The organism is Phormidium yuhuli AB48 (genome assembly GCF_023983615.1).
Taxonomy (GTDB): Bacteria; Cyanobacteriota; Cyanobacteriia; order Cyanobacteriales; family Geitlerinemataceae; genus Sodalinema; species Sodalinema yuhuli.
On the sequence record NZ_CP098611.1, the window covers coordinates 1,905,910 to 1,932,797 of the forward strand.

The window sequence follows — 26,888 nt, forward strand, 5'->3', positions numbered from 1 at the left end:
GACACGGACGGTCTAAGCTTGGCGAGAGTAGTACTCAATCACGAGTAGTTCGTTAATTTGTAGCGCGATCCATTCCCGCTCAACCACCCCATTGACCTGACCTTCGAGCTTGTCTTTGTCCAAGACGAGGTGAGAGGGGATGTTGGCCAAGCCGGGAGAGTCAAGATTGGCCTTCACCATCTCGCGAGACTTCTCCGTATTTCTCACGCTGATGACATCACCGGGGCGACAGTTGTAACTGGCAATGTTGACCCGGCGACCATTGACACAAATATGTCCGTGATTCACTAACTGACGAGCCGCCGGGATCGTCGGAGCCATACCGAGACGGAATACGGTGTTATCTAGGCGCATCTCCAGCAGTTGCAGAAGCACCTGTCCGGTGGAACCGGGGAGACGACGGGCTTTTTTCACATAACGGAGTAGTTGTTTTTCCGTGACGCCGTAGTTGAAGCGGAGTTTTTGCTTTTCTTCTAGCCGAACGGCGTATTCAGAGCGTTTGCGTCGTCCCTGACCATGTTGACCCGGGGGATAACTCCGCTTCGGATCTTTGCGGGTCAGGCCGGGCAAGGTTCCCAGACGGCGAACTACTCTCAGACGAGGTCCTCGATATCGTGACATACAGCTTAACTTTTGGATTCCTTTGGTGGTGTGCTGGCAAACAAAATTTCACCCAAGCACTCTATTATAGAGCCTAACATGGCAGCGCTTCAAAACTTGGCCCAGAAATTTCTGGGCACTGGGAAACCAACGGGGCTGCCGATCGCTCATTAATTCCAGTACGCTAGCCATTAGTTCACTTACGTTTTTGTTGGAGACAGGATTCATGAACCCAATTGCCAAGGGTCTCCTGGCCAGTATTGGTCTTAGTACCTTGTTAGGGGCGATCGCTCTCCCCGTCGTTGCTTCACCCTTCTATCCCAGTCGTTATCGCGGTGGAACCCTTCGAGACTATGAAACCTGTACCTCCCAACTTCTGGATTTAGAGTTAGAGGAGAACCTCACGGCCCTGGCTTGTGGGACAGCCTACCGACCTCGGGATTTATCTGACTGTGTCTCGGGCATTGCCACCGGGACTGATATCAGCGCCACAACAGCCTTAGAAAGCTGTCGCCAAGTGCGTCGTCCCCTAGATTTGGCCACCTGTACCGTTGGCATTGCTGAAACCACCAACGGGGGTGACCTACCCAACGTTCTAGACAGTTGCCGTCGCAGCCTTCTGCCAGAGCGCTATGCGAACTGTGTTTTGGGCATTACCAACCAGTCCGACGTCACCCCAGCCGCTGCGATGATCGACTGTTTGGATGCCACCGATCGCATCCGAGATATCTATCCGACCTTCATCCGCAGTCGCTAAAGCTACAGGTTGAATCAACGATCCCCCCAATGTTGGGGGGACGTTTGATTGAGCAATTGGCAGGAACGAGGAGGTCAGCGCAGTTCCGTATTGACCTCATTAACCGGGCGACGCTTCAACTCCACCGACTCAGTGCGAGGTAGAAGGTCAAAAATCTCCCGAAAGACCGAATCGAGGGCTTCAAATGCCACTTGTCCCGACTCATTAAAGCGCACCGTTCCCGACTCATCAAAGATAACCGATTGAGGGACACGGCCGTTGTAGTAATAGCCAGGTTCTGTTTCCCTATAGTTGTCCCTCGGCAGGATACTATCACTGTTGACCGGTACAATCGTAACGACCCGACCATAGTAAGATTGCAGTTCAGATACCGTCGTGGAAAACTGTTTGCAATCGCGACTGTCATCGAGATAAAACACCAACAGGGTGGGACGATGAGCTGTTAAGGATTGAGCCAAACTGCTGCTTGGGGGCACAATCGAGCCATTGCCCGCATAGAGAGAAAAAATGTTGCCATCATACTTATCATCATTTAGGGCTGCCGAGGCGGGGGATAGACAAGCTATCCAAAGGGCGATCGCCAACCCGAGAGTAGCGATCCAACGTTGCCAAGTTTGAGAAAAGAGCGTCATATCCTCTGTACAGTTGAGAGCGTGGGGATTCCGAGTGCAGTCATGCAACTACCCGATCTAGGGTATCAGCTTCGACCACTCGCCAACGACTCAACGGATTTGCCACCCTCGAAAAAGAACCAACCCTGCCGCAGGTGGAGGTGATATCAGGGGGAATCCCGGACAGCGGTTCCGAGGATTTATCTTGCCGTTTCCCAGTCCCATTGTGTTATCGTGAACGGTATCAAGGCTAAATCAAGTTATTCATCAGCTTTTGGGCTTAACCTCAACGGTGCTAGCCAGCGATACACGCCATGGATCACTTTGGGCAGACGCACCTCAATAGAACTCAGCAACCTCAGCAACGCGCTATGAGACTGGCCCGTTGTCTTGTTCACTCCCAGAACTGGGCCACCCAGCTTGCGCTCAGGGGGGCAGAACTCGCGAACAAAGTTGTTAGTCTGATGTTTAGGGGCCAAACTCCCTCGAACTGTGGTACAACGTTCAAAAAGTCTTTGTCAACCCAATCTCATATCTGTTGCTATGGGTTTGAGTTAGGCCGAGGCCCCAACGCCGCCGTCAACAGTCCCAAGACGGTATTCAGTACGGTCAGGCAAACCGAAACTCTAGGTCGTTTACCTAGGAACGCTTCTGGAGATTTGTCAATGGCTGCCGTTGGTGAAAACCGACCTCAGCGTAACCGATCATTGAAGGAAGAACCCTGCTATTTTGTAGTGTGGGAATGCCAACTGTAACAGATTCTGGAGAGTGATTACGTATGACCCAAATTATTGTAGGTGAAAACGAAGGTATCGAATCAGCACTGCGTCGCTTCCGCCGAGGGGTATCGAGAGCAGGGATTTTCCTAGATCTCAAAAAAAATCGTCATTTTGAAACTCCCATTGAAAAGCGCAAGCGCAAAGCCGAAGCATTACGCAAACAGCGTCGCCGCCGTTATCGTCGCCGCTCATCCTAACAGGGAGTCTCCCAACTGACCCTGGCTCCCCCAGGTTCAAAGAACGTCAGCGGATTCTGATAAGATTGCTCCAGTATTGACGGGTTAGTCCCTCAGGCTGGGGCATTTTTCAGTTTTCGCCCCCGAACTGAATCTGATCAGGATGCAGATCGCAGGCTTGTTTCGGTTGAGAAAAAAGAAAGCCTTGGGCAAAGTTGCAACCTAAACGCCGTAGAATGTCTCGCTGTTCAAGGGTCTCAATCCCCTCGGCAATGGTGTCGATATCCGTGGCCCGAGCAAGATTCAAGATAGCTGGAACTAGACCTTGACCATCCCGAGACTTGCTCATCCCTTCCACAAATACTCGGTCAATTTTGAGGGTGTCAACCGGAAAGGTGTGCAGATAACTCAGAGACGAATAGCCGGTGCCAAAGTCATCAATGCTGATTTTAATTTGTCTAGATTTTAGTTGTCGTAAAATAAAAAGCGTGGATTGAGAGTTTTCCATGAGTGCTGTTTCTGTAATTTCTAACTTGAGAAATCTTGGCTCGAGTCCTGTCTGAATGAGGACTCGATCAACTTGATCGAGAAAATCGGGCTGTGCAAACTGGCGGACTGATAAATTGACACTCATGACCAGGGGTAAGTCCCAGTCTCGATGCCATTGTTTGACCTGTTGACAGGCTTGTTCTAAGACCCATTCCCCAACTTGATCAATCAGTCCCGTTTCTTCAATGGTTGGGATAAACTCAGGGGGAGATACCCAGCCCCGTTCAGGATGGTGCCAACGCAGGAGGGCTTCAAAGCCAAATAACGCACCGGTTTGCAAGTTAAGGATCGGTTGATAGTAGACTTCAAACTCTTGTCGCTCATAGGCGTAACGCAAGTCATTCTCTAGGGCGAGCCGTTCTGAGGCTTCTTGATGAAGTAGGGGATCAAAGAGATGATAACGATTCCCGCCTAGGGCCTTAGCGCGATACATCGCTGCATCGGCGTTCCGTAAGAGTTCCTCTGGAGAAAGGTTGGGAACGAAAAAGGCGATGCCAATGCTCGTGTTGACAAAAACTTCATGACGGGGGAGTTGGTGAGGATTGGATAAAACCTTTAATAAATCTTGGACTAGGGAAATAACCTCGTCTTCCTCGTAGTTATAAAGTAGTGCCACAAACTCATCTCCACCCCAGCGAGCCAGAATGACTTCGTCATCTAAGTTCTCCCGCAGTCGTTGAGCTAAGGATTTAATCAGTTCATCCCCGACGCCATGACCGAGGGAATCATTGACGACTTTAAAGCGATCGCAGTCAATAAATAAGACCGCTAAGTTCACTGTAACGGTCGCATCTTCTAAGGATTCCGTGAGTTTAATTTCAAACTGAGATCGATTGGGGAGATTGGTTAGGCGATCGTGAAATGCCAAATACTTCAGGCGCTTCTGAATCCGCTCCCGCTGACTGATTTCATCGAGGAGTTGGCGATTCGCTGATTCTAACTGGCGGGTGCGCTCCTGGAGTTGGCTAGTGCGTTCATCCACCCGTTGCTCCAACTCTGCATTGAGGCGACGAATCTCTCGTTCAACAGATTTAATCCGCAGTTGGTGATGAACCCGGGCTAAGACTTCCTCAATTTGGAATGGCTTCACAATATAATCGGCCCCCCCGACGTTAAAGGCTTTCACTTTGTCAAAGACATCGTTGAGGGCACTGAGAAAGACGACGGGAATATCTCGAGTCCGTTGATCTTCTTTGAGGCGATCGCACAGGGCATACCCATCCATCTCCGGCATCATGATATCCAGCAGAATTAAGTCTGGAGGCAGGGTTTGCACCGCCGTCAGGGCCATAGACCCACTGATCGCCTTACGCACACGATACCCTCGTCGAGACAGCATATTCGACAGCAGCCTCAAGTTCTCTGGAGTATCATCAACGATTAGAATATCGGCCTGGTCTAGGTCGTTAGAGGTATCTTTCATCAATTTAGGGTCTAGAGTTACAGCGTTTTGAAGTATTTTATGGCTCTTGTAAACATTGTGTGATCTCAAGGATTCGATCAAACCGAAAATCCTGGGCCCAAGTTTGGATAAGCTGGCAACACTCCCCGTGGCTGTCTGCGTCCCCAACCCCGGCCAATAGCTCTAAAATGTGATCATCACTTCCCTGCAGGGCCGCCTGATGAAGCTCTTGAACCATGGTCTTCGGTAGCTGACCCATCCACTGCTGTATTTCCTCAGCGCTGGGGACTCGTGACTGTCGGCCGGGACCAACAGAGTCCCGTTGAGGGTCGGATCTGCTAAACAGACTGAGGGGTTCTGCCTCGTTGGACATCAGCAGGTCTCCCTCATACTCATAGTCAACACCAAGATAGTGCTGTATCTTAGTTAGAATCTCTGTCTCATGAAATGGTTTACGGATAAAGTCATCACATCCTGACGCTAGGATGGCAGAGCGTTCTTCCTCAAAGGCGCTAGCTGTCAGAGCAATAATAATTATATCTTGACAACCAATACTCCGGACAGATTTAGGATGCAAGAGCACCGTAGGATAGGAGTTCCGAGTAGTTGGGATGGGATTTAATTAAAGTCGGGTCTAAGTCAAAGCTGTCGATAAATAGGTCAAAAAGATGCTCATTGAGAGCCAAGCGTTTGAGAGAGGCGATGGAAAAACTCAAAGGTTCAGCACGAGTGTGGGTCGATTGTAAGGTGGCTTTGGCTAAATTGAGAGCCAGGAGACTGGCATTAACATGAGAGTCGAGGGCTTCAGCGGAGCGGGCCTCACAATCAGAGAAGCCCAGAAACTGACGAGCATCGCGAAAAATAAACTCAATTTGGAAACGAGCGGTGTAACAACGATAGAGATGGAGGGGGTCAAGGGTGACATCGGTGGAAAACAAGACCACGTAACTGCGTCGTCCATTCTGCTCTTTGAGCAAATAAGCCAAACGAACCGGTCGTCGAAAGTTAACTGACCAGACCACGGCTGTGTATAGAGAAACTCCTTCGTCTAAAGTGGCAACGAAAGTCAAACGACTCGGGTCAGTCAAATCAACCTTACCGTCATAGCGACGGGGGCGACCTCGTCCCCGATGAGGGCCGTCATAAAGAAACTTAAGATTAGCATCGCTGCGCAAGCGACCGATGGCCTCGAAGCCTAAGCCCACCACCCCATTGACCCACTTGGACTTGCTGTAAAAGCCATCCGCGACGACATAACGAATCCAGTCCGGGAAAAAGATGGTGCAGTAAGCCAGATGCCCGAGGTAGAAATCCAAGCGGCTCCTCGAAGCCACTTGGTCTTCGGTCGGGGTCTTCTCGGTTCTCAAGTCGGCTTCCGTTTGTTGGGCTGACAAGGTATAGCCCGTCTTCTGCTGCAAGTCAACAATAGCTACAACAGACCATTCGAGTCCTTTTTCGGCTCGTTGAGCTTTGCTGTTGTAAAACCAATCCAAGCCATGGGTGTGACGACCACTTTTCTCGTTGAAGGTGCAATCGACTACTACTATCTGTTCGCTGTCCTCGGGTCGTAGCTGTTCGATTAAGCGGCGGTTGAGACGTTCGAGTCCTAGACCCGCCTCGAAGTGTCGCCGATAAGTCCGCTCGTTTATCTGGCTGTAGCGGCTGAGATTCGTATAGTTGACTCGACCACAGACGACAAAGAGAGTGGTCATCAGGGTCATCAAAAATTTCTGCTGGGGTTTGCTAAATGTTTCCACCAGACCCGCTACAATGCTCTTGAGGCTATCCATCTGTGCAGCTTTGTTAGATTTACCACCTGCACTTTAGACGATGGATAGCTTTTCTCCAACTCGGCGAACCCACACCGCCGCTCTCTGGCGTCTCTGCCAACGACCTCCGCTCCCCCCCTCGGTAACTCGCTTTCTTTTCCCAACTCGACTTGTTGCACGAGACGGCACCTCCCCGGAATCCTTTGCCAGATACCGGTGACAGGCGTTTGTCTTACTGACTCAACTCAATAACGCCCAAAAAACTGTCCGGAGTATTGGACAACTCGATAGAGCTTTAATTTGTGGGGTAGCTTCATAGCCGTTGAGTTCTGGCATTCGCATATCCATCCAAATCAGATCAGGCTGCCATTGAGGGGCAATTTCCACAGCTTCACGACCGTTATTTGCCGCCCGGACCTTAAAGCCAATAGACTTGAGAAATTCCATGAGTAAGAGTTGATTGGTCGGTTCATCTTCCGCTATGAGAATCCGATAGTCCCGCTGGCCTGGGGCTAAGCATTTGACCCGGCCCGGCAACTGAGATTGTTGTTGAATGGCATTGGCTGACCCCAGCTCAACGGGAATTTCAAAACTGAAACGGGAACCTACACCCACTGTACTATTAACTGCAATTTCACCTCCCATCAACCGAACAAACTGTTGTGAAATGGACAGGCCCAGCCCTGTACCTCCTCGGGATTGTAGCCCGGAGTTTGTTTGTGTAAAGGGTTGGAAGAGGAGTTCGAGTTCTTCAGCCTCAATTCCCGCTCCCGTATCTTCAACGGCAAAACTTAGGTGCGATCGCGTTAACTCTGGACGTTTTCGAGTGATTAATTCAAGAGGCTTTGCAGTGACGGTCAGGCAAACTTGTCCCTGTTCCGTAAATTTCAAGGCATTGCCCAATATGTTTAGAAGAACCTGTTTGAGTTTTCGATCATCAATTTTGAGGTAGCGGGGAACATCATTCGCAATGTCAAAGAAAAGCTCCAGATTTTGTCGTTCAGCTTTCAGTTTTAGGAGGCGATAAATATCCTCAAGAAGCTGATAAAAATCTGCATCTTGGCAGGTCAAGGTTACCCGAGCAGCCTCAATTTTAGACATTTCTAACACTTCATTCACTAATCCCAACAAATGTTCACCACTGGACAAAATTGTTTTTAGATATTGTTCTTGCTCCGTGATGGAGAGTCCTGGTCGCTGCAACAGTTGAGAAAATCCTAAAATGGCGTTGAGGGGCGTGCGAAGTTCATGGCTCATGTTGGCGAGAAACTCACTTTTAGCCCGATTTGCCATATCCGCCGCTTCTTTAGCTTGCTTGAGTTCTAGGGCTTGTTGACGAGTGCGAGCTAGCAGTTCCGCTTGTTGAACAGCAACCCCTAGCTGGTTACTGATTTGCAGGGCAATTTTAATCTCTCCTGCCATCCAATCACGGGGTTTTCCATTTTCATAAACGGCTAAGAGTCCCCAAAGGTGCTTACCACAGAAGATGGGCACAATAATATAAGCACGAGCTTGTAGTTGCTCTAAAAGACTGATATAACACGCATCAAAGCCAGAGTCATAAATATCACTGACAGCTCGGTAGGTTTTAGCATCTCGGTAGGGATGGCCGGAGTTTTCTTGGAGGTAGGTGTCTTGGACAAGATTATCGGTGCTTTCGAGTTCACTAGCACTACAATTAAGCCGTTTGGTCGCCACCCGCGTTAGACTGGGGTTTTGATTGGCACTCTCAATCAGGGGGTCCCAGGGAGCGGTGACGGATTCCGCTACATAGGTTCCACTCCAATCCGGGAAAAAGCGATAGACGAGGACGCGATCGCAGTTTAAGACATCTCGGAGTTCATCGGTAGTGGCACTAAAGATATCTTCGAGATCTAGGGTTTGTCGCATTCGGGCAATGGCCCGGGCCAGGGCCCGTTCTCGGGCCGCTCCTTCCCGCAGAGCCGCCTCAGCCCGTTTGCGATCGTGGATATTGGTGTGGGAGCCGGCCATACGCACCGGTTCACCCTCTTCATTCCACAGGGCTTGTCCACGAGCGAGAATCCATTTATAGGTTCCCTGTTTGGAACGCATCCGAAATTCCTGGGAGTAAATACGGCTTTTATGGTTGAGATGGTCGAGGAGAGCCTGTTTCACCGTTTCCTTGTCGTCTGGATGCAGCAGTTCTAGGAACACATCGGTTTCATTGGGGATTTCGTTCTCACTGTAACCCAGGATGTTTTTCCAACTGCGGGAATAAAAAATACGATCGCCCTTAATATCCCAATCCCAAATCCCCTCATTACTCCCCTGAATCGCTAACTGCCAGCGTTCTTCACTTTCTCGCAACGCGGCCTCCGCAGCAATCCGATCCTGGATTTCTTTTTCTAGACTGATGTTGGCATCAATTAGCTCATTAGTCCGTTCTCGCAGCCGTTCTGTGGCTCGGTACACACTTTCTTCTAAACTGTCGTAAGCTTGAACTCGAGCCTCTTCAGCCTGTTGACGCAAGAGTTCCGCCGCCGCCCGCATGGCGAAGATACTGACGATAGCTAGGGTTGTTTCGAGGTCTTCTAACTCAGTATCATGATGGATACAGAAGATACCGATGGCCTGTTGCTGGCGATTGAGCAGGGGACTGCCCAAGTAGCAGCAGGGTTCGAACCCTTCCATGGCGATAGCATCAGGAAATTGCTCTTGGAGGTTTTTGGTAATCGCGAGGGGTTTCCCTTGACGCATCACCGGTTCACAGGGACCACCACTGATGGGGTAGCTGAACGTTTCCTGTAAAGACCCATCTTCCCAAAGGGCTAACGTCGTTAAAGACTCTGGGGCTTCGGGAGTTTGTTGAGCCAGCCAGACTCGCCGCACCTCAAGGGTTTCCGCCAGGTTTTTCACCAGAGCCGTGAAAAATTCTTGCCCCGTGACGGCCCCAGTGCTCTGGAGAATATGCTTCAGGTGACCTTCGACCTTCTGACGCTGCCTAATTTCTTGTTCTAATTCACAGTTGAGAGCTTCCAACTCCTGGGGACTGCGAAAGGCCAGAGCTTGGGGGATAAAGGAGATAAGGCTGAAGGCAGTATAGAGGGAAATTAAAGCCGTGAGAGCTTTGATACTGCCAGAGAGCCAATAGCTCGGATGCCAAAGGGTCCAAATCTCGAATAAATGGCCAGTTCCGCAGGCCAGAATAAAGGCGCAAAAGAGCCAGAGAATGCCCCGGAAGGGTAAGTCTCCTCGTTGGCGGCTGAAGTGAATGAGAAGGAAGGGAATGGAATAGTAACTCAGGCCAATCAGGCTATCACTGATGACATGTAACCCAACCAGGGAGGATTCCCAGAGATAACAATGGCCATGAGGGATATAGGCAAGGAACACAAACCATGGTGCGATCGCAGACCACATACAAGACTCTACCTGGCAACTCACGTTGACCTCGAAAGGTTTATCCCTTGATCTTAACGAAGTTTAGCCCGGCCAGGCTGCCTCCTGAGGGGACAGACCCTCCCCAGAAGCCAAAGCGCCGACCCCCCAAAGGAGATCGGCGCCTTTATGGATGGAGCTAAGCGGATTCGAACCGCTGACCCCCTCAATGCCATTGAGGTGCTCTACCAACTGAGCTATAGCCCCATGTCACTTATACAGAAGCGAAGTCTATTATGGCTTTTTTTGAAAGGATTGTCAACCCCTCCCAGAAATTTTTTCGTTTTAAAGGGCAATCCCTGTTAATTACAGGATATTTGATTAAGATAGCCCACATAATGGCTCATCAAAAAATAAACGGTCATCATGGCCGCAGCGGCAGCGGCCACGAGGGTTCCCGCCAACATGAGGGAAAATTCCTGGTGTTCGACGGCTTCTTGCATCAAGTGGAGTGACCAGGCAACCAGGCAAACCACGATGAACAGGATGGCGATCATGAGTTTGCTGCGATCGGTGTTCATTTACGTTGCATATCTTAACACAAGGAATTAGAGATGTCCGACGAACTGAGGTGGATTGTTGGGCGGTCAATGTCTCACCAAGTCAGGGTTTGCCGCCTTAATCATGACTCAATTGGCGGACTGGGAGCTGCTGAGATTCTAAATATTTCTTAATCTCCGCCACCGTCAACTGACCGTAATGGAGCAGGGAAGCCAGGAGAGCCGCTTCCGCCTTGCCCTCCGAGAAGGCTTCATAGATATGTTGGCAATTTCCAGCACCTCCGGAAGCAATCACCGGAATTTCCACGCGATCGGCGATGGTTCGGGTTAATTCCAGGTCATAGCCCGCCTGGGTTCCATCAGCATCCATACTGGTGACGAGGAGTTCTCCGGCCCCCCGTTGGGTGACCTCCTCCGCCCAGGCGATCGCATCGAGGCCCGTATTTTCCCGGCCGCCGCGCACATAGACATCCCAGCCAGGATTGCTCGGATCCTCACGGCGACGGGCATCGATCGCCACCACAATACATTGATTGCCAAAGCGATCGCTGGCCCGGTTAATCAACTCCGGGTCACGCACCGCCGCTGAGTTGATACTGATCTTATCCGCCCCAGCCCTTAACAATTTTTTAATTCCTTCTAAGGATTGAATCCCGCCGCCGACGGTGAGAGGAATAAACACCTGTTCAGCGGTGCGATAGACCACATCGAGAATAATATCCCGTTCCTCATGGGTGGCGGTGATATCGAGAAAGACTAACTCATCGGCCCCTGCCTGATTATAGGCCTGGGCCAACTCCACGGGATCCCCCGCATCCTGGAGATCGACAAAATTGACACCCTTGACGACTCGTCCCGCTTTCACATCCAGACAGGGGAGAATCCGTTTTGCTAAGACCATGGTTTTTTAGAACTACTGAGTCGTGTGATTAGCTATTAACAAAGCTGAGGTGGTTCATCAATTCCTCAGACATCTCAAAATTCGAGGTGACACTTTGCACATCATCGAGATCTTCGAGAGCATCCATCATTTTAAGCAGCGATCGCCCCTGCTCCTCATCGCTCACCTCCAAACTATTGCCCGGAAGCCAGCGTAACTCCGCCTGCTTCACCTCAAACCCCGCCGCTTCGAGCTGGTTACTCACCTGTTCGAGATCCTCAAGGGCCGTATAGACTTCTGCACCGGGAGTCTCCTCCTCAATCTCTAGGAGTTCATAACTCTCGGCCCCGGCCTCTAAGGACACTTCTAAAAGCTGGTCTTCGTCAATCTCTCCCCCCAGGGTAATCACCCCCTTATGGGAAAACATCCAACTGACACAGCCCGTTTCCCCCAAATTGCCACCATTTTTACTAAAAGCGACGCGAATATCCGCCGCCGTGCGGTTGCGGTTATCGGTGAGAGCTTCAATCAAAACCGCCACCCCACCGGGGCCATAGCCCTCATAGCGGACGGCTTCGTAGTCATCCTCCCCAGCCAGGTTTCCCGCCCCCTTGGCGATCGCCCGTTCGATATTATCATTGGGAATCCCTGCCGCCTTGGCCTTGGCCACCGCATTACGCAGTTGAAAATTGGCTTCAGGATCTGGGAGGCCCTGACGAGCGGCCACAATAATCTCGCGGGATATCTGAGTAAAGACCTTACTTTTGGCAGCATCAACGCGGGCTTTATGTCGTTTGATGTTCGCCCACTTACTATGTCCAGCCATAATGCTCGAACCTGAAATGATTGTCCATCTGGGTTAATAAAAGAGTAACAGTCGCAGCACATAGGCCAGCACCGCCGCCGCACAGGCGATCGCTAACTGGCCCGGTAGGGGGTTCCAAGAATACTGCATCATCAGACGTCCCAACTCCCCCGATGTCCATTGACTCAGAAGTAAATAGAGCAATCCCACCAAATGCACCGCCAGCAACCCCAAGAAACAGCTTAGCCCCAACAGTTCCAGACGACAGCGTCGTTGAAAGGCCAACCAACCACAGAGCCAGGCCCCGGGAATAAAGCCCAAAAGATAGCCAAAAGAGGGATGGGCCATGTAGCTCAACCCTCCCCCTTGGGCAAACACCGGAAACCAAGGGCTTAAGCCCAAACTTAGATAAGCAATTTGAGACAAGGCCCCAGCATTTTTGCCCCCAAGACAGCCAACCAGTAACACCGCTCCCACTTGATAGGTGACCCCCAGGGAGATAGTGGAACTGGCGCGATCGCCCAAACTGGCCAAAGGATTGGCAACCGAAGCTTCCACCATCGTACTGAGGATGGTGAGAAATAAGCCAATTACGGCCCATAAGGCCTCAAGAGGTTTATTCAAGGGAATTCAACCTTAGGATTGCGTCTCGTCGTCGGACTGAGAATCGGAGGTGTCGGTTTTCAAATCCGGGATGATGCTCGGCCGTTCAGCATCTTCCCAACCGGGGGGACGTTTGGAGTTATACCAGGCCAGGGAACCGCCGATGACAGCGGCCAGAAATCCCACCACATACACTAGGGTAAACAGGGATAATCCTGACGATCCCGATGCACCGGCCACATCCATGAAAATGACACTATTCATAACCCATTTTGCTCCCAAACATTAGAAAATTTTTGCTATAGCGAGGACTGCCCCTCACACACAGCAGGGTCAAGGATCAATCCTATCAAGATTTTCACTCTTGACCTTCCATGATATCTAAGGCTTCCGGAAGAACAATCTCTTTTTTGGGTGGGATAACCGGGTTGTCCTCCGTCTCAGCGGGAGATGCCTCCCATTCAGAAACGGGGGTAGGGGGAGCGGGATCGAGTCCGTAACGGCGGCGGAAGTATTCCACAGTTCCATATTGTAGGGCGCGATCGGCGGCTTCATTCTTCGGTTTCGTCTCTGAGTTTCGGGACCCTGAGCGGCTTGGCGACCCCGAGGGGCGATCGCCCCAGGTGAGTTGCCAATCATCCCCCGACTGGCGAGGTTCTCGATTAGGGGGAGTTTCCGGTTCCGACGGTTGAGGTTTCAAGGTAATCGTACGCTGGCCTAAATTGGGCAAACTGGGGAACTCCGCCACCGTTACCCCCTGTAAGGCCTCAGCCATGAACCACCGCCAGACTCGGGCCGCCGTGCCACTACTGCCATAGGTGGGGCTATTATTGTCGTTGCCAAGCCAAACACCCACCGTCAACTGAGGCACATAGCCCACAAACCAGAGGTCACGGGAGTTATCAGATGTTCCCGTTTTCCCAGCCACGGGGCGATCGAGTTGAGCCGGGCGACCGGTTCCCGACGCCACCACTTGCCGCAACATCGAGGTTATAATCGCCGCACTATCGGGGTCGATGGCTTGTTGGGGGCGCAGATCGTCTTGAGCATCGAAGAGAACGGTTCCATCGGCGGCTAGGATACGGCGAATGCCCCGGGTGGGGTAATGTTGTCCCTGATTCGCCAGAGTTCCATAGGCCCCCGTCATTTCTAAGAGAGTCACTTCAAAAGCTCCCAGGGCCAGGGGATAGACTTCCCCCAACTCTGACTCAATCCCCATCTTGCGGGCCACCTCCAGGGTAGGTTCAAAGCCAATATCGGCTAAGAGTTTCACGGCGACGACATTAATCGACTGAGCTAAAGCATTTTGTAGGGTAACTTTGCCCGCATAGCCCCCACCGTAGTTGCGCGGTTGATAGCCGGCAATGCTATAGGGAACATCATCATAGATATCATGGGGGGAGCGGCCGGCGGCGATCGCCGTGGCGTAGATAATGCCCTTAAAGGTGGACCCGGGTTGACGCAGAGCCTGAGTGGCGCGGTTAAACTGACTCTGGCCAAAGTCGGTTCCACCCACGAGGGCGCGAATTTCCCCGTTTCGAGGGTCGATGGCCACTAAGGCCCCTTCTGTGAACCCTTCTTGCCATCCATAGTGCGCGACGCCTTGACGGACGGTTTCTTGGGCCAGTTCTTGCAGGTGAGGATCGAGGCTAGTTTCCACCGTTAACCCCCCCTGCTCGATTTCCTCATCACTGATGTAGTTGGGGAGTTCTTGTTGAATGTAGCTGGTGAAATAGGGGAGGCGGACTTGGAGGCGTTTGGGAAGTCGCAAATCCAGGGCGAGGGGTTGGGCGATCGCCTGGTTCGCCTCGGTTTCCGTGATATAGCCCAGTTCCGCCATCCGCCGCAAGACGGTATTACGCCGTTGTCGGGCTAACTCGGGGGAGACTTGGGGAGAATAGTCACTGGGAGCGGCAGGAAGTCCCGCCAGGAGAGCCATTTCCGGTAGGGTTAGCTCCTGGGGAGATTTGGCGAAATAGACCCAAGCGGCATCGGTCACCCCATAGGCCCCGGACCCCAAATACACCAAATTGAGATATTTCTGGAGAATATCATCTTTGCTAGTGGTGCGTTCGATTTCTTGGGCCAGCCGGGCTTCTCGCAGTTTCCGTTCTAGGGTCACCTCTTGCGTCAGAAAGACCATGCGGGCTAACTGTTGGGTGAGGGTGCTGCCCCCTTCGAGCCAGGCCCTGGCCTGCCAGTTCGTCATGGCCGCCCGGGCGATCGCCTGGTAATCCACGCCATCATGGTCATAAAAGCGATGGTCTTCGGCGGCGAGGAAGGCTTGGATTAACTGAGGTGGAGTCTCGTTGATGTCTAAACTTTCATGGGTGACATCGCCGATTTGTTGCAAGATACTGCCATCGGCGGCGGTGATGGTAATCGTGCCACTGCGGGCGTAGGTGAGGAGTTCACTGGGATCGGGAAGACTCTTATCGATGGCGGCCAGTTCTCGTCGGGCCCAGGCCATCCCCCCCAACGTGAGTCCCCCGAGGGCGAAGACTGACCAGAAGAGGCTCCAGAGTTTGAGCCAGGGATTAGATGGGGGGCGATCCCAGTGCATGATTGACTCGTCCTTAAAATCCAGAATGACCGATGGCTAGGCCCGTCACCAACATTCCCAAAACTAGGAAGGGTTGGGCGCTGGCTTGGTATTTGACATCGTTTTCCAGGGGATCTCGCAGGAAGTACATATCCTGAAAGGTGATTTGGGGAATAATCAGCAGAATCAACAGCACAGCATAGGCGTTTTGTTGAATGCTGATGAGATAAGCAGCGATTCCCGCTTGGAAGACATCGATGGAGAGGACGCAAATCCAGGCGGCGGTGGTGACCCCAAACATGACCGGGAGGGATTTGAGACCGAGTTGGCGATCGCCCTCGACACTCTTAAAGTCATTGACGATGGCAATTCCCAAGCCGGCCAGGCTATAGAACATCGTTAGAAAGACAATGGTCAGGTTGAGTTCACCAAAGAGGGCATGGCCGGCACACCAGGGGAGGGTGATGTAGCTGGCTCCCAGGGCGTAGTTGCCTAACCAGCCGTTTTGTTTGAGTTTTAGGGGTGGGGCGGAGTAGATATAGGCGAGAAAGGCCCCGACGACGGCGATGGTGGTGATGGTGGGGAACTGATTTTGCGCCCAGATATCTAAGCCATAGGCGAGAATCCAGCCGCCGATGAGTAGGATGAAGACTTGGGCTTTGACTTGGGGGATGGAGATGGCTCCGGAGGGGATGGGACGATAGGGTTCGTTAATCGCGTCGATTTCGCGATCGTAGTAGTCATTGATGGTTTGGGTGTATCCGGTCATCAGGGGCCCTGAGAGCAGCATACAGGCGGCGGCCATGAGTACGTTTTCTAGGGTCCAGGTATAGGATCCGGATGAGGCGGCCCCACAGACAACCCCCCAAATTAGGGGAATCCAGGTGATGGGCTTCATCAGTTGCAGGCGAATTTTCCAGATGTTGGTTTCGCCGGATTGGGCGCCCTTCATGCCCATGAGTTGACGTGCTTTAGAGCCTTTGACCTCGGGGTTAGGTGCGTCGCTATTGGCTGGGGATGGAGTTTGTGGGTTAGACATAGTTGAGAATTTCAGCGTAACGGAGAGTCTGGCTCGGTGAGCTGATTGGGATTGATCCGACTCCGAATCCTGTCTAGTTTAATATGTGATCGCTCTGGTGGGGGGACTGGGGCTTCTACAATCAAGTCTGAGTAGCTGATGATTCATCAGGGGGAATTGGGGTGAGAGGACGACCAACGGCGATCGATTTATTTGCTGGGGCGGGGGGAATGAGTCTGGGCTTTGAACAGGCGGGGTTTGATGTGGTGGCGGCGGTGGAGGTGGACCCGATTCACTGTGCGGTTCATGAGTACAATTTCCCTGATTGCTCTCTGATTTGCGCCAATGTGAGCCAGCTATCGGGGGCTGAGATTTTCCGACAGGCTGGGGTAACGGAGGTGGATGTGCTGTTTGGGGGACCTCCTTGTCAGGGCTTTTCCTTGATGGGGAAACGACTGTTGGATGACCCTCGTAATGCTCTGGTGTCTGATTTCATCCGTCTGGTGGGGGAGATTGAACCCCGCTATGTGGTAATGGAGAATGTCAAGGGGATGGCTACGGGGAAACAGCGTCAGGTGCTGGCTGAGGCGATCGCGGCGTTGGGGGCGATCGGTTATGGGGTTGTGGAACCGCCCCAGGTTCTCAATGCGGCTCATTATGGGGTTCCCCAATATCGAGAGCGTTTGTTTCTGTTGGCTTATCGTCTGGGGGAAACGCCGCCCCACTATCCAACACCGATGACCTATCCGGCGGGGAAAAGACCCCGTAAGGGGAAATTGGCCCAGTTGTCCCCCTCGCCGACGGTGCAGGAAGCGTTACAGGATTTGCCCCAAATTGAGCAATATGAGGCGTTATGGGAGCAGGATGGGGTTGAAGCAAATTTTGGGGTTCCGAGCCAATATGGGGCTATTTTGCGGGGCTTAGCGGTGGATTTAGGGGACTATGGGTATCCTCGTCCTTGGCGGCCCAATTGGCTGAGCAATAGTGGGCGATCGCGCCATCGGGACAGCTCCATTGAGCGATTCCGCCAAACCCCTCCTGGAGAGCGGGAGCCGGTGAGTCGCTTTTTCCGCCTACCTCCCCAGGGGATTTGTAACACCCTACGGGCGGGAACCCCCAGCAGTCGCGGTGCGTTCACCTCACCCCGCCCCATTCATCCCCAGCATCCCCGTTGTATTACGGTGCGAGAGGCGGCGCGATTACACAGTTACCCGGACTGGTTCCGCTTCCATGTCACCAAATGGCACGGCTTTCGGCAAATTGGCAATTCGGTTCCCCCTTGGTTGGCTCGGGCCGTGGCTGAGTCAGTGCGGGAGTCGTTGGGGGGAGAAGTTGAGCATCCTCAGGGGGAGTGGCCCTTGGGGGATGAGGGGCTGTTGTCGCTGACGATGACTCAGGCGGCGGCGCGGTATGGGGTGGCGGCCGATGCGATCGCCCCTCGGCGGCGGCTGGGGGAGTAATCATCTTTTGGGAGGTTAAATTAGGAGAGGATAGAAGAAGTCACATAGAATCGTTATGTCATGAACGTTGGCAACACCCAGGTTTGAGGACTAGCCGCCTCTCTCTTCTAGTTCCGTATTTTTTCAGAAGCTTTAATAACTGTCTCTGAAAAAATACGCAATCATGTAGGGGCGAACGGCCGTTCGCCCTCGCGGGGCTTCACCTAGGGCGATCGCCTTCATGACAAACCGAAGCAGCGACAAGCCATAATAAGGGGACTCACCCATAATTGGCTAAACTAAAGGCATTGATTGAGAGCCGTTGACGGATGACCCAGGCGATCGCCCAACACGGCTGGTGGCTTAAGCTTTTGGGAGGTTAAATCAGGAGGGCATAGAATTGGCGAAGAAGATTGCACAGACTGTTAGGAAGTTGGGCCGATGAGAACATTACCGATCACCTTACCACAAGCAAAAATCGAGCGGTTTTGCCAGCAACATCAGATTTGTAAGTTGGCATTGTTTGGCTCCGTGTTGCGGGATGACTTTACGGAACACAGCGATGTGGATGTATTGGTGGAGTTTCTACCAGGAAAAACCCCAGGGTTGGCGATCGTAACAATAGCCGATGAACTTAGCGATTTATTAGGGCGGGTCGTAGACTTACGAACGCCTGGAGATTTGAGCCGCTATTTTCGGGATCGAGTGCTACAGGAGGCTGTGCCAATTTATGAGCGAGGTTGCTGATTTAACACGTCTTTGGCACATCCGCGATGCGGCAATCAAAGCGATCGCTTTCGTCAACAATAGAACTCGCGACGATTTAGATCGAGATGAGATGCTGGCTCTGGCACTTATTCGGTTGATTGAGATTATTGGAGAAGCTGCAAATCATGTTTCTATAGATTGTCAGGCTGCCTATCCACAGATTCCGTGGCGTCAAATTGTGGGAATGAGAAATCGAATTGTTCATGCCTATTTTGATGTTGATTTAGATGTAATCTGGCAGGTGGTAACGACCGATTTACCGGGACTACTCAACGCGACCAATCAAGCGATTCAGCAGTTGACATCTGGAGACGAGAAGCATGAGGAATGATAATCCCCATCGTTCTTAGGTCATACCGCCTCAAACTTATCCCCCAAATGCTTCCCAGACTTAAAATTTTGGGAGCTATTTTACACCTCGTCCAAGCCTACGACACAGAAGCCGTCGAGCCTAAATGCTCGTCAATTCCCTGACGATATTCGCTCTTTTGCTTCACCCCCTTATACTCAGCCACCTTGGCCTTCTCTTTAAACAGAAGTGTTAACAACCGTCTCTGAAAAAATACACAATAATGTAGGGGCGAATGGCCGTTCGCCCTCGCGGGGCTTCACCTAGGGCGATCGCCTTCGTAAAAAACCGAAGCGGCGACAAGCCATCAGAAGGGGACTCACCCATAATTTGGTAGACTAAAGGCATTGATTGAGATCAGTTGACGGATGACCCTGGCGATCTCCCAACTCAGACAACGCAAGCCCCTCAGCTTTGACGAGTTCCTGGCTCGTTATGGTGGTGATGATCGCTATGAACTCATTGATGGAGAGGTGTTTGACTTGGAACCAACGGGTCAGCATGAGGAGGTTGCAGCATTCATCACCGCCAAACTCTGTATTGAAATCGACAGAACGAACTTACCCTGGTTTGTCCTGCAACGAGGACTCTTACGCCCTGCCAATGCCAGTATAACAGCATTTCGACCTGATGTTGCCGTAGTTGATCGAGAGCAACTGAGCCAAGAACCACGTTGGCCGGATCAGTCAATTTTGACCCTAGGTTCTTCGATTAAGTTCGTGGCGGAAGTGGTGAGCAGCAACTGGCAAAACGATTATGCCCGAAAGGTCGAAGACTATGCAACATTGGGTATCTCCGAATATTGGATTGCAGACTACGCAGGATTGGGGGGGACTCGACACATCGGGAAGCCCAAACACCCCACCCTCTCTGTCTGTACCCTAGTGGATGGGGAGTATAAAATTCAGCTGCTTCGAGGTGATGAGATGATTGTCTCTCCCACGTTTCCAGACTTGAGACTGACCGCTGAACAGGTGTTGAGAGGACGTCGCTAGCGATCGCCCCCTAGAATAACCCGACTTCGCACTACCCCCCCGCCTCTCGATTTTTACCTCAGCTCGGAGCGCTCTCTCCAGGATTGTCAGCTAGACTTCCCTTTGAGTAAGACGTTCAGCTTTTTTGTACTGTACTGATATACACCATGACGCTCGACGAACTCATTCCCACGATTGTATCCCTCTCCCATGCCGATAAATTCCGGCTGGTGCAAATTGTGTTGCAACAACTAGCAGAAGAAGATGGGGTTGAAACACAACAGTCTCCCCCTTTCGATCCACGCCAGTTTTTTGGTGTTACTCAACAGCCAAAACAAGTGATTGATGATTACTTGGAAAGTAGCCGCGAAGGTTGGCTCTAATGAATTATTTGGTTGACACAAACATTGTGATCTACTACTTTAATGGCTTGACTGATGATGAAGCCATTCATACCATACTTGCCGACAGCTTCCAGATTTCAATTATCACAAAAATAGAATTTTTAGGCTGGGGACGGTTCGCATCCAATCTCGAATCTTATGCCAAAGCCAGGGCATTCATCAGCCATGCCAAAATAGTTGACTTACAAGATGTGATCGCCGAACAGGCTATCCTGCTAAGGCAGCAATTCAAAACTAAAACGCCCGATGCTATTATCGCAGCAACAGCTTTAGTTAACGACTTGACCGTTGTTACTAACAACACAGCCGACTTCAGCCGTTTAGGCGTAAAAACTCTCACTATTAACCTCAAATAAATCCTGTCTCTTACCCGGGCAGAACAAAACCGACTGAATCAACGTCATCCAGGCAGACTTGGAAGTATAGCTAATGCGATAACCGCAAATAGTCCCAACAGTACACCAGCAACAGCCCACAATTTCCTATCCCGTTTTTTTCGCTCTGCCATTATGTAGCAAGCCCAGCCACATATAGCCGCTCCAACTAGCATTCCAACTAGCGTCGTTAGGATTTCCATAGCCTTCTTGTCGTCTTTTTACAACCGTCGTAACGGATATCGCCCACAACCTAACTTCCCGATCGGCTTCCTGTCAACACAACCACACTCTAAATCCGCTGAGATGGATAAAATGTTACAAAAGTTATTGAACAACGATTATCGAAAAGTTTAGGTCATACTGGCTCACACTCAACCTTAAAACGCTCCCCAAACTCAGAATTTGGGAAGCGTTTTCAACCTTGTCCAAGCCTATGACACAGAAGCCGTCGAGCCTAAATGCTCGTCAATTCCCTGACGATATTCGCTCTTTTGCTTCACCCCCTTATACTCAGCCACCTTGGCCTTCTCTTTAAACAACTGAATCGTCGGAGTTCCAATCACTCCAGCCGCCTCAGCAATCTCGGAGTCCTCCTCAATGTCAATCTCCACATAGTGAACCCGGCCCTCATACTCATCAATCACCTGATCGAAAATCCCCTTGAGGATATGACAGGGACCACAGGTGGGCGCGACATATTTGACAATCAGAAGCCGATCGCTCTCATGGTACAACTTCCGCAGGGCATAACTCCCCCGATGACGGGTATTGTTAATGTCATAGACCTCCGCCGGGTCCACCGCCTCCTCCGGTTCCGTCTCCGTCACCTCAGCCCGCTGTTCCTCTTGATGGAACTCCGTCGTCAGTCCTTTCTCCGAGAGCCAGCGTTCGGCTAACATCGCACCCATACAACCCGTTCCCGCTGCGGTGACCGCTTGGCGGAACTCGTGGTCTTGGACATCTCCAACAGCGTAAACCCCCTCAACCGAGGTTTCCACGGAACCCTGGTGGGTTTTCACATAGCCAACCTCGTCCAAGTCAATCTGTCCTTGGAAAATCTGGGTGTTGGGGGTGTGACCAATGGCATAAAATAAGCCCTGAACCGCCAAGGTTCCCGTTTCCTGGGTTTGGCTGTTGATAAGGTTCACCCCTTGCAACTTCCCATTCTCACCATAGACATCGGTGGCCTGGGTGTTCCAATGGACGGTAATCTTGGGATGGTTCAAGACCCGGTCTTGCATGGTCTTACTGGCCCGCATCTGGTCCCGACGAACCAGCAGATGCACATGAGTGCCATATTTGGTCAGGAACACCGCTTCTTCGGCGGCCGTGTCTCCACCCCCAATGACCGCCAGTTCTACATTCCTAAACTGGGGGGCCGCTCCGTCACAAATCGCACAGGCGGACATCCCACTGTTCCAGAAGTCTTCCTCATGGGGAAGATTCAGCCGCTTAGCCGTGGCCCCCGTAGCGATGACGATACTGTGGGTTTTCAACTCCCGCTCATCCGACCGGACTGTGAAGGGACGCTGACGTAAGTCTACGGAGGTGACATCTTCGGTATACAATTCCGCCCCCCAACGCACGGCTTGGGCCTTCATCCGATCCATTAACTCCGGACCAGTGATACCATCGGGGAATCCAGGGTAATTCTCGACTTCTGTGGTGGTCATTAACTGTCCACCGGGAATCCCCCCCATTTGATAGCCTTCAAACACCACTGGCTTCAGGTTGGCTCGGGCCGCGTAAATGGCGGCGGTATAGCCCGCTGGTCCCGACCCGATAATCACGAGGTTTTCAATGGTTGTTTCGCTCATGGGATTTATGTAAATTCATAATGACTATGAGTATCAAATGATAGTATAGGCTGGATTAACAGACCTATGCTATCCCTTGGGAGAATCCCCCCTTCTTTTTAGGCTAGCGAACATTCACATCATCCTTAACCCTTTTTTCCATGACTGCTTCCCACACCGCTCCTCACCTGCTTCTCCATGAAATGGCCTTGTCTTTAGATGTTGACAAACTGGCCAACATCTTGGCCAATGTGGAGAATTTACTGATTATCCAAGACCTGGATGGCGTTTGCATGGGGTTAGTCAAAGACCCCCTCAGCCGCGAGATCGATTTAGATTACGTCCGGGCGACAAAAGCCTTTGATGGCCATTTCTTTGTGCTGACCAATGGGGAGCATCTGGGTCAGCGAGGGGTGAACCGCATCATCGAGAAAGCCACCCAAAGCGCCATCTATACGCGCCAGGAACGCCTCTATTTGCCCGGTTTGGCTGCCGGAGGCGTTCAATGGCAAGACCGGGATGGACGGGTCTCCCATCCGGGGGTGAGTGAGGCGGAGATGACCTTCTTGCAGGAGGTTCCCCAACGGATTGGCCATTGTTTACAGGAGTTTTGTCAGGCCCATGAGGCGGAGATTCCTGGAGAGGTACAACATCTGATTGAGGCGGCGGCCTTGGATAATGTGGCCTCCCCCACGGCGAACTTGAATGTCTTTTATGACCGGCTGCGCGATCGCACTCCCATCTATGTGGCCCTTCAAGAGGCGATGCAAGGCTTAATGGAAGACCTCCTAGCCGATGCAGCGAAACACGGCTTAGAGGACTCCTTTTTTGTCCATTATGCCCCCAACCTCGGACGGGATGAGCAGGGAATGGAACTTGTCCGTTTTGCCAAACCGGGGGATTCAGGAACGACAGATTTTCAGTTTATGATTCGTGGAGCCATCAAGGAAGCTGGGGTCGTGGCCCTGTTGAATCGGTATTATCAGCGTCGCACCGGTAACGCCCCTCTGGGAGAAGAGTTTAGCGTCCGTCAAGCCCCCAAACAGGAAGCGGACTTGCTAGATTTAGTCCAAGAGAACTTTGACCCGCAAATCATGCCTACCATTATTGGTGTGGGTGATACGGTGAATAGTACCGTTGAGGGTGACGGGGATGAGCAGACCGTTCGTCGGGGAGGGAGCGATCGCAACTTCCTGCAACTCATTCAAAACCTGGGCCGACGCTTGAATAAGGGCAATTTAACGGTCTACGTCGACAGCAGTGGCGGCGAAGTCAAGAACCGCAAAGCCGTCAAAGTGGAAATGCGGGAACGCAATGGGAAGCAAGTCCCCGTGGTAGTTTCGGGCCCTGGAGACGATCGCGATACCGAGGACCCGTTAACCTTAAACGTCGTCTTTCGGGGCGGTCATGAACAGTATAGTCAGTTCTTCCAGACCGTCGCCGAGGCCCGCCGGGAAATTGCCCGCAATCAAGGTCTCAGTTGACCTTTCAGTTGACATTGTGGCTAATCCAGTTGAGATAGGCCGCAGACCCCATATCGATGGGGAGAGCGATGATTTCAGGAACCTCATAGCGATGGAGGGCCTGAACTCGCACTTGTAGGGGATGGAATTGGCGACGGTGGGTTTTAATCACCAGTTGCCATTCCTCATCCTCCTCGATGTTGCCCTCCCAGGTATAGGTGGACTGGACGGGGAAACGGGAGACACAGGCTGCCAGTTTCTCCTCGACGAGGGTGCGGGCAAGGGTTGTCGCTTCTTCAGCAGAGGTGGCGGTGACAAGAACAATGAGGCACTCAGACCGGGCCTCATCGAGTAGGATTTCCTCAGCCATAGGGTTGATCTGTTTAATGATTCCATCTCCGGTCTAGCCTAGCCTAGAATCCCAACAGACCTTGCTCAAATGAGAGGTCAGACGCGACTAGGAGATAATCAAACTTCCCTTTCCCCACATTTTTCTCAAGCGTCCTGATAATCTCACCCGCATCGTCATCGGGACCCTGGATATACAACGGCTCACCCTTATAGCCGAACTCAAAGGGAACCTCTCCATCCCACTCGCCGAGAAAGTCCCGAACCTCCTCAAAATCTGGATGAGGATCGAATCCTAGGGACTTCCCATACTGTTCGCCACCCAACACGAGGGCTTGGGCTTGGGCCAGGGTGATGGGTTCTGGCTCCTCTGGATAGGCTTCATAGAGCAACGCCAGAGTGCTGGCAATGCCAGACTCACTGATAGAACGCAGCGGTAGGGCATTCTTAACCCCTAAACATTGGTAGTCAACCAAATACACGGCGACCTGACACCTGGGAGGACGAACAGAACGAATCACCGTCACAATCGAGAGTCCACCCTCGGACCGTTTCTCGTCTTCTAGCTCCTTTCCCTTGGGATTGAACAAGATGTCGTAGGTTCCCCCATCGCACCAACAGCCGATAAGGGGGCCCTGTTCGCCCCGGGCCAGGCGTTGGGACTCAGTCTCAATGGCCCCGGCCTTGATGACTGCCTTCACTTCGGCGGGACGCAATCCTAATTTACGAGCAATCTGTTTCGGGGTCAGTTGTCGCTCCCGCAGACTCAGAATTTCCTGTTGTTGTTCAGGGGTGGCCATAGGCTGATGTTATCTCCAAGATGTATTCTGTGACCCTAACATCTGAGCTGGCTTGACTCCAATACTTAAGGCTAACGGCCAATGGAGGCAAAAGGTAGCACTTGCTGGGTCTTGCTTAAGGTTACCCCGGAAATTTCTCCCTGGGCAAAGGCATAATCCTTATTCTGCCAAAGGGGAATGTAGGGGACTTGCTCGACGACAATCTCTTGTAATTCCACTAACAGGCGATCGCGAAACAAGGGATCGGAGGCTTGACGCTGAGCCTGCAAGAGTTCATTGGCGCGGGAATCGTAGAAGAATGAACCATGATACTGGGTTTCTCCTAACCGACACCCAGACTCCGGCGACCCCTCCTGACATTCTAAAAAGGGTTTCACGTAGTTGTCTGGATCGAAAAAGTCTGCATACCAGGAGAGGAGAAAAGTGGGATAAACCCCCTTATCCAAATAGCCATAGGCGGTAGCCGCCTCCACACTACGAGGCTCAATGGTGACTAATCCCTCTAAATCTCGTTCCGTCAGCGCCTGTAGAATGGTGGCACCGAGACGACCGGGGACGGAACTGGAGGGAAACCACATGTCTACCACCAAGGGACGTTCAGCGGAAAATCCCGCCTCTTGTAATAACGCCCTGGCTTTCTCAAAATTGCCATCTCCGTAGCGTTCAGCAAAGAGGGGACGGTGAGACTCAAATGCAGGTGGAATGAGACTATAGAGGGGTTCTGCCTGGTCGTAAAACACCCGCTCATTCAACAGAGGCCGATCCATGATTGCTGCTAGGGCCTGACGGACTTCGAGCTGGTCAAAGGGAGGCTGATTGACGTTTAAGACGAGATAGGAAATGGTGGTACTCTCGGCCTCGACCACCTTAAACCCCCGCTCCGGGGCCAGGTCTTCTAGGCTTCGGATTTGGTCAGGGTCCAGTTGTTGATAGGCCACATCCACCCCTCCTGTCAGGAAGGCATTATAGAGGTTGGCCTGGCTGGAAAAACGCCGCATATCAATGCCCTGATTTTTAGGCGCATCGCCCCAATAGTCGGGGAAAATCTCAAAACTGACGGAATCACTGCCATAGGTTCCTAAGCGATAGGGGCCGGTTCCCACAAATTGACTGGGGAAGAATTGCCCTTCGCCGATTTCATAGGCGGCGGGGGAAATGGCGCAGAGGCCGGGGAAGGTGAGCAGTGCGGTAAAGCCGGCAAAGGGATAATTCAGGGTGAGGGTCAACTCATACTCACCGGTGGCTTCAATGTCTCCGAGTAAGTCTCCCAAGAGAAAGGAGGCGCGTCCTCCATTGTCGCGAAAGCGCCGTAGGGAGAAGGCCATGGCTTCGGCATCGAAGGGGGTTCCGTCATGGAAGACGACATCCTCTCGGACAGGGATGGTATAGGTCAGTTCATCGTCACTCAGACGGGGTAAGTCGGTGGCGAGGGTGGGGACGAGGATGAGTTGGTCCTCGTCGTCGAGTTCGTAGCGGTATAGGGTTTCTCCCAAATTGGCGATCGCCATCATCGAAGACTGTTCATAGGCGTCGGCCGGGTCGAGGGTGACAATTTGGGCGGTGGTTCCTAGGCGGATGCGATCGCCCACGGCGTTGACCTGTCCCCTATCGGAATCCAGCTGCTGACAACTGACGACCAGGACAATACAAAAACTAAGGATGGCCGCCAGGGTGGGCCAACGTCTTTTGCCAAATCCTCTCATAGGGGTTGCCTCAACAGTCTTGAGGGTGATGGGTCTTGCCTCATTATCTTAGCGGAGAGAGGGGAGGCGGTTGGGCT

General features: G+C 52.1%; 28 protein-coding genes and 1 tRNA gene. 9 read left to right on the forward strand and 20 right to left on the reverse strand.

Going from position 1 to position 26,888, the window contains the following annotated elements; translation table 11 throughout:
* Positions 1-12: 12 nt before the first annotated feature.
* Positions 13-621 carry a 30S ribosomal protein S4 gene (rpsD, locus tag NEA10_RS08205; RefSeq protein WP_252664830.1) on the reverse strand — a complete coding sequence of 203 codons (609 nt, stop codon included), beginning with the start codon at positions 619-621 and terminating at the stop codon, positions 13-15.
* A 205-nt stretch (positions 622-826) separates the two neighbouring features.
* Between rpsD and NEA10_RS08210 the strand changes: the two genes are divergently transcribed.
* Positions 827-1,357 carry a hypothetical protein gene (locus NEA10_RS08210; protein ID WP_252664831.1) on the forward strand — a complete coding sequence of 177 codons (531 nt, stop codon included), beginning with the start codon at positions 827-829 and terminating at the stop codon, positions 1,355-1,357.
* 74 nt (positions 1,358-1,431) lie between these two features.
* On the opposite strand, the gene NEA10_RS08215 is transcribed toward NEA10_RS08210, so the two are convergent.
* Complete coding sequence (locus NEA10_RS08215) at positions 1,432-1,989, reverse strand: thylakoid membrane photosystem I accumulation factor (RefSeq protein WP_252664832.1); 558 nt, start codon at positions 1,987-1,989, stop codon at positions 1,432-1,434.
* Between the two features lie 757 nt (positions 1,990-2,746).
* Here NEA10_RS08215 and rpsU point away from each other — a divergent pair.
* Positions 2,747-2,944, forward strand: a complete 198-nt coding sequence (gene rpsU / locus NEA10_RS08220; RefSeq protein WP_074162865.1) for a 30S ribosomal protein S21 — start codon at positions 2,747-2,749, stop codon at positions 2,942-2,944.
* Between the two features lie 109 nt (positions 2,945-3,053).
* Here rpsU and NEA10_RS08225 read toward each other — a convergent pair whose 3' ends face one another.
* The 12 genes from NEA10_RS08225 to chlG form a co-directional block, all read right to left on the reverse strand.
* Positions 3,054-4,895 (reverse strand): two-component system response regulator, encoded by a 1,842-nt coding sequence (locus tag NEA10_RS08225; RefSeq protein WP_252664833.1) that lies wholly within the window; start codon positions 4,893-4,895, stop codon positions 3,054-3,056.
* Positions 4,896-4,932: 37 nt separating this feature from the next.
* Positions 4,933-5,247, reverse strand: a complete 315-nt coding sequence (locus tag NEA10_RS21215; protein ID WP_508506409.1) for a hypothetical protein — start codon at positions 5,245-5,247, stop codon at positions 4,933-4,935.
* Between the two features lie 193 nt (positions 5,248-5,440).
* Complete coding sequence (locus NEA10_RS08230) at positions 5,441-6,664, reverse strand: transposase (protein ID WP_309494104.1); 1,224 nt, start codon at positions 6,662-6,664, stop codon at positions 5,441-5,443.
* 219 nt (positions 6,665-6,883) lie between these two features.
* On the reverse strand, positions 6,884-10,048 hold the full coding sequence (locus NEA10_RS08235) for a GAF domain-containing protein (RefSeq protein ID WP_252664834.1): 3,165 nt from the start codon (positions 10,046-10,048) through the stop codon (positions 6,884-6,886).
* A gap of 128 nt (positions 10,049-10,176) precedes the next feature.
* A tRNA-Ala gene (locus NEA10_RS08240) sits at positions 10,177-10,249 on the reverse strand.
* Positions 10,250-10,344: 95 nt separating this feature from the next.
* Entirely contained in the window at positions 10,345-10,563 is a 219-nt protein-coding gene (locus NEA10_RS08245) for a hypothetical protein (protein ID WP_252664835.1), read from the reverse strand.
* Positions 10,564-10,660: 97 nt separating this feature from the next.
* The gene (gene hisF, locus NEA10_RS08250) at positions 10,661-11,443 is read right to left on the reverse strand and encodes an imidazole glycerol phosphate synthase subunit HisF (RefSeq protein WP_252664836.1); all 783 of its coding nucleotides are present in this window, start codon (positions 11,441-11,443) and stop codon (positions 10,661-10,663) included.
* 28 nt (positions 11,444-11,471) lie between these two features.
* The gene (locus tag NEA10_RS08255; RefSeq protein ID WP_252664837.1) at positions 11,472-12,248 is read right to left on the reverse strand and encodes a YebC/PmpR family DNA-binding transcriptional regulator; all 777 of its coding nucleotides are present in this window, start codon (positions 12,246-12,248) and stop codon (positions 11,472-11,474) included.
* Between the two features lie 33 nt (positions 12,249-12,281).
* A complete protein-coding gene (locus NEA10_RS08260; RefSeq protein WP_252664838.1) occupies positions 12,282-12,851 on the reverse strand; it encodes a biotin transporter BioY in 570 nt (189 codons plus the stop codon).
* A gap of 12 nt (positions 12,852-12,863) precedes the next feature.
* Positions 12,864-13,076, reverse strand: a complete 213-nt coding sequence (gene psb35, locus NEA10_RS08265; RefSeq protein ID WP_252665320.1) for a photosystem II assembly protein Psb35 — start codon at positions 13,074-13,076, stop codon at positions 12,864-12,866.
* Between the two features lie 112 nt (positions 13,077-13,188).
* Entirely contained in the window at positions 13,189-15,393 is a 2,205-nt protein-coding gene (locus NEA10_RS08270) for a transglycosylase domain-containing protein (RefSeq protein WP_252664839.1), read from the reverse strand.
* A gap of 13 nt (positions 15,394-15,406) precedes the next feature.
* Complete coding sequence (gene chlG, locus NEA10_RS08275) at positions 15,407-16,411, reverse strand: chlorophyll synthase ChlG (protein ID WP_252664840.1); 1,005 nt, start codon at positions 16,409-16,411, stop codon at positions 15,407-15,409.
* Positions 16,412-16,572: 161 nt separating this feature from the next.
* Here chlG and NEA10_RS08280 point away from each other — a divergent pair, with 161 nt between their 5' ends.
* Positions 16,573-17,850: a DNA cytosine methyltransferase gene (locus NEA10_RS08280; protein ID WP_309494816.1), complete on the forward strand. Its 1,278-nt coding sequence runs from the start codon at positions 16,573-16,575 to the stop codon at positions 17,848-17,850.
* A 132-nt stretch (positions 17,851-17,982) separates the two neighbouring features.
* On the opposite strand, the gene NEA10_RS20850 is transcribed toward NEA10_RS08280, so the two are convergent.
* Positions 17,983-18,117, reverse strand: coding sequence for a hypothetical protein (locus tag NEA10_RS20850; protein WP_258719059.1), 135 nt, complete (start codon positions 18,115-18,117; stop codon positions 17,983-17,985).
* A 153-nt stretch (positions 18,118-18,270) separates the two neighbouring features.
* Here NEA10_RS20850 and NEA10_RS08285 point away from each other — a divergent pair, with 153 nt between their 5' ends.
* Both NEA10_RS08285 and NEA10_RS08290 read left to right on the forward strand, forming a co-directional pair.
* The gene (locus NEA10_RS08285) at positions 18,271-18,576 is read left to right on the forward strand and encodes a nucleotidyltransferase family protein (protein ID WP_252664841.1); all 306 of its coding nucleotides are present in this window, start codon (positions 18,271-18,273) and stop codon (positions 18,574-18,576) included.
* Complete coding sequence (locus NEA10_RS08290; RefSeq protein WP_252664842.1) at positions 18,560-18,928, forward strand: HepT-like ribonuclease domain-containing protein; 369 nt, start codon at positions 18,560-18,562, stop codon at positions 18,926-18,928. Before NEA10_RS08285 ends, NEA10_RS08290 begins: the two co-directional genes overlap by 17 nt.
* A gap of 210 nt (positions 18,929-19,138) precedes the next feature.
* Here the strand turns inward: NEA10_RS08290 and NEA10_RS20855 are convergent, their stop codons facing one another.
* Positions 19,139-19,273, reverse strand: coding sequence for a hypothetical protein (locus NEA10_RS20855; RefSeq protein WP_258719060.1), 135 nt, complete (start codon positions 19,271-19,273; stop codon positions 19,139-19,141).
* A 41-nt stretch (positions 19,274-19,314) separates the two neighbouring features.
* Between NEA10_RS20855 and NEA10_RS08295 the strand changes: the two genes are divergently transcribed.
* The 3 genes from NEA10_RS08295 (at position 19,315) to NEA10_RS08305 (ending at position 20,680) form a co-directional block, all read left to right on the forward strand.
* Positions 19,315-19,941, forward strand: coding sequence for a Uma2 family endonuclease (locus tag NEA10_RS08295; RefSeq protein WP_252664843.1), 627 nt, complete (start codon positions 19,315-19,317; stop codon positions 19,939-19,941).
* 146 nt (positions 19,942-20,087) lie between these two features.
* On the forward strand, positions 20,088-20,303 hold the full coding sequence (locus NEA10_RS08300) for a hypothetical protein (RefSeq protein WP_252664844.1): 216 nt from the start codon (positions 20,088-20,090) through the stop codon (positions 20,301-20,303).
* Positions 20,303-20,680, forward strand: a complete 378-nt coding sequence (locus NEA10_RS08305; RefSeq protein ID WP_374111874.1) for a type II toxin-antitoxin system VapC family toxin — start codon at positions 20,303-20,305, stop codon at positions 20,678-20,680. Before NEA10_RS08300 ends, NEA10_RS08305 begins: the two co-directional genes overlap by 1 nt.
* Before the next feature lie 452 nt (positions 20,681-21,132).
* Here NEA10_RS08305 and trxB read toward each other — a convergent pair whose 3' ends face one another.
* On the reverse strand, positions 21,133-22,518 hold the full coding sequence (gene trxB / locus NEA10_RS08310) for a thioredoxin-disulfide reductase (RefSeq protein ID WP_252664846.1): 1,386 nt from the start codon (positions 22,516-22,518) through the stop codon (positions 21,133-21,135).
* Positions 22,519-22,658: 140 nt separating this feature from the next.
* Here trxB and stpA point away from each other — a divergent pair, with 140 nt between their 5' ends.
* Complete coding sequence (gene stpA / locus NEA10_RS08315; protein ID WP_252664847.1) at positions 22,659-23,981, forward strand: glucosylglycerol 3-phosphatase; 1,323 nt, start codon at positions 22,659-22,661, stop codon at positions 23,979-23,981.
* 4 nt (positions 23,982-23,985) lie between these two features.
* On the opposite strand, the gene cutA is transcribed toward stpA, so the two are convergent.
* The 3 genes from cutA to NEA10_RS08330 form a co-directional block, all read right to left on the reverse strand.
* Positions 23,986-24,330, reverse strand: a complete 345-nt coding sequence (gene cutA / locus NEA10_RS08320; protein ID WP_252664848.1) for a divalent-cation tolerance protein CutA — start codon at positions 24,328-24,330, stop codon at positions 23,986-23,988.
* A gap of 43 nt (positions 24,331-24,373) precedes the next feature.
* Positions 24,374-25,108 (reverse strand): DNA-binding response regulator, encoded by a 735-nt coding sequence (locus NEA10_RS08325; RefSeq protein WP_252664849.1) that lies wholly within the window; start codon positions 25,106-25,108, stop codon positions 24,374-24,376.
* A 71-nt stretch (positions 25,109-25,179) separates the two neighbouring features.
* Positions 25,180-26,811: an ABC transporter substrate-binding protein gene (locus tag NEA10_RS08330; RefSeq protein WP_252664850.1), complete on the reverse strand. Its 1,632-nt coding sequence runs from the start codon at positions 26,809-26,811 to the stop codon at positions 25,180-25,182.
* Positions 26,812-26,888: the final 77 nt, after the last annotated feature.

What these genes read in the sequence shown, in the direction of transcription:
- rpsD (WP_252664830.1), bottom strand. Translation starts at nt 621, where the DNA reads ATGTCACGATATCGAGGACCTCGTCTGAGAGTAGTTCGCCGTCTGGGA.
- NEA10_RS08210 (WP_252664831.1), top strand. Translation starts at nt 827, where the DNA reads ATGAACCCAATTGCCAAGGGTCTCCTGGCCAGTATTGGTCTTAGTACC.
- NEA10_RS08215 (WP_252664832.1), bottom strand. Translation starts at nt 1,989, where the DNA reads ATGACGCTCTTTTCTCAAACTTGGCAACGTTGGATCGCTACTCTCGGG.
- rpsU (WP_074162865.1), top strand. Translation starts at nt 2,747, where the DNA reads ATGACCCAAATTATTGTAGGTGAAAACGAAGGTATCGAATCAGCACTG.
- NEA10_RS08225 (WP_252664833.1), bottom strand. Translation starts at nt 4,895, where the DNA reads ATGAAAGATACCTCTAACGACCTAGACCAGGCCGATATTCTAATCGTT.
- NEA10_RS21215 (WP_508506409.1), bottom strand. Translation starts at nt 5,247, where the DNA reads ATGTCCAACGAGGCAGAACCCCTCAGTCTGTTTAGCAGATCCGACCCT.
- NEA10_RS08230 (WP_309494104.1), bottom strand. Translation starts at nt 6,664, where the DNA reads ATGGATAGCCTCAAGAGCATTGTAGCGGGTCTGGTGGAAACATTTAGC.
- NEA10_RS08245 (WP_252664835.1), bottom strand. Translation starts at nt 10,563, where the DNA reads ATGAACACCGATCGCAGCAAACTCATGATCGCCATCCTGTTCATCGTG.
- hisF (WP_252664836.1), bottom strand. Translation starts at nt 11,443, where the DNA reads ATGGTCTTAGCAAAACGGATTCTCCCCTGTCTGGATGTGAAAGCGGGA.
- NEA10_RS08255 (WP_252664837.1), bottom strand. Translation starts at nt 12,248, where the DNA reads ATGGCTGGACATAGTAAGTGGGCGAACATCAAACGACATAAAGCCCGC.
- psb35 (WP_252665320.1), bottom strand. Translation starts at nt 13,076, where the DNA reads ATGGATGTGGCCGGTGCATCGGGATCGTCAGGATTATCCCTGTTTACC.
- NEA10_RS08270 (WP_252664839.1), bottom strand. Translation starts at nt 15,393, where the DNA reads ATGCACTGGGATCGCCCCCCATCTAATCCCTGGCTCAAACTCTGGAGC.
- chlG (WP_252664840.1), bottom strand. Translation starts at nt 16,411, where the DNA reads ATGTCTAACCCACAAACTCCATCCCCAGCCAATAGCGACGCACCTAAC.
- NEA10_RS20850 (WP_258719059.1), bottom strand. Translation starts at nt 18,117, where the DNA reads ATGGGTGAGTCCCCTTATTATGGCTTGTCGCTGCTTCGGTTTGTCATG.
- NEA10_RS08285 (WP_252664841.1), top strand. Translation starts at nt 18,271, where the DNA reads ATGAGAACATTACCGATCACCTTACCACAAGCAAAAATCGAGCGGTTT.
- NEA10_RS08290 (WP_252664842.1), top strand. Translation starts at nt 18,560, where the DNA reads ATGAGCGAGGTTGCTGATTTAACACGTCTTTGGCACATCCGCGATGCG.
- NEA10_RS20855 (WP_258719060.1), bottom strand. Translation starts at nt 19,273, where the DNA reads ATGGGTGAGTCCCCTTCTGATGGCTTGTCGCCGCTTCGGTTTTTTACG.
- NEA10_RS08295 (WP_252664843.1), top strand. Translation starts at nt 19,315, where the DNA reads ATGACCCTGGCGATCTCCCAACTCAGACAACGCAAGCCCCTCAGCTTT.
- NEA10_RS08300 (WP_252664844.1), top strand. Translation starts at nt 20,088, where the DNA reads ATGACGCTCGACGAACTCATTCCCACGATTGTATCCCTCTCCCATGCC.
- NEA10_RS08305 (WP_374111874.1), top strand. Translation starts at nt 20,303, where the DNA reads ATGAATTATTTGGTTGACACAAACATTGTGATCTACTACTTTAATGGC.
- trxB (WP_252664846.1), bottom strand. Translation starts at nt 22,518, where the DNA reads ATGAGCGAAACAACCATTGAAAACCTCGTGATTATCGGGTCGGGACCA.
- stpA (WP_252664847.1), top strand. Translation starts at nt 22,659, where the DNA reads ATGACTGCTTCCCACACCGCTCCTCACCTGCTTCTCCATGAAATGGCC.
- cutA (WP_252664848.1), bottom strand. Translation starts at nt 24,330, where the DNA reads ATGGCTGAGGAAATCCTACTCGATGAGGCCCGGTCTGAGTGCCTCATT.
- NEA10_RS08325 (WP_252664849.1), bottom strand. Translation starts at nt 25,108, where the DNA reads ATGGCCACCCCTGAACAACAACAGGAAATTCTGAGTCTGCGGGAGCGA.
- NEA10_RS08330 (WP_252664850.1), bottom strand. Translation starts at nt 26,811, where the DNA reads ATGAGAGGATTTGGCAAAAGACGTTGGCCCACCCTGGCGGCCATCCTT.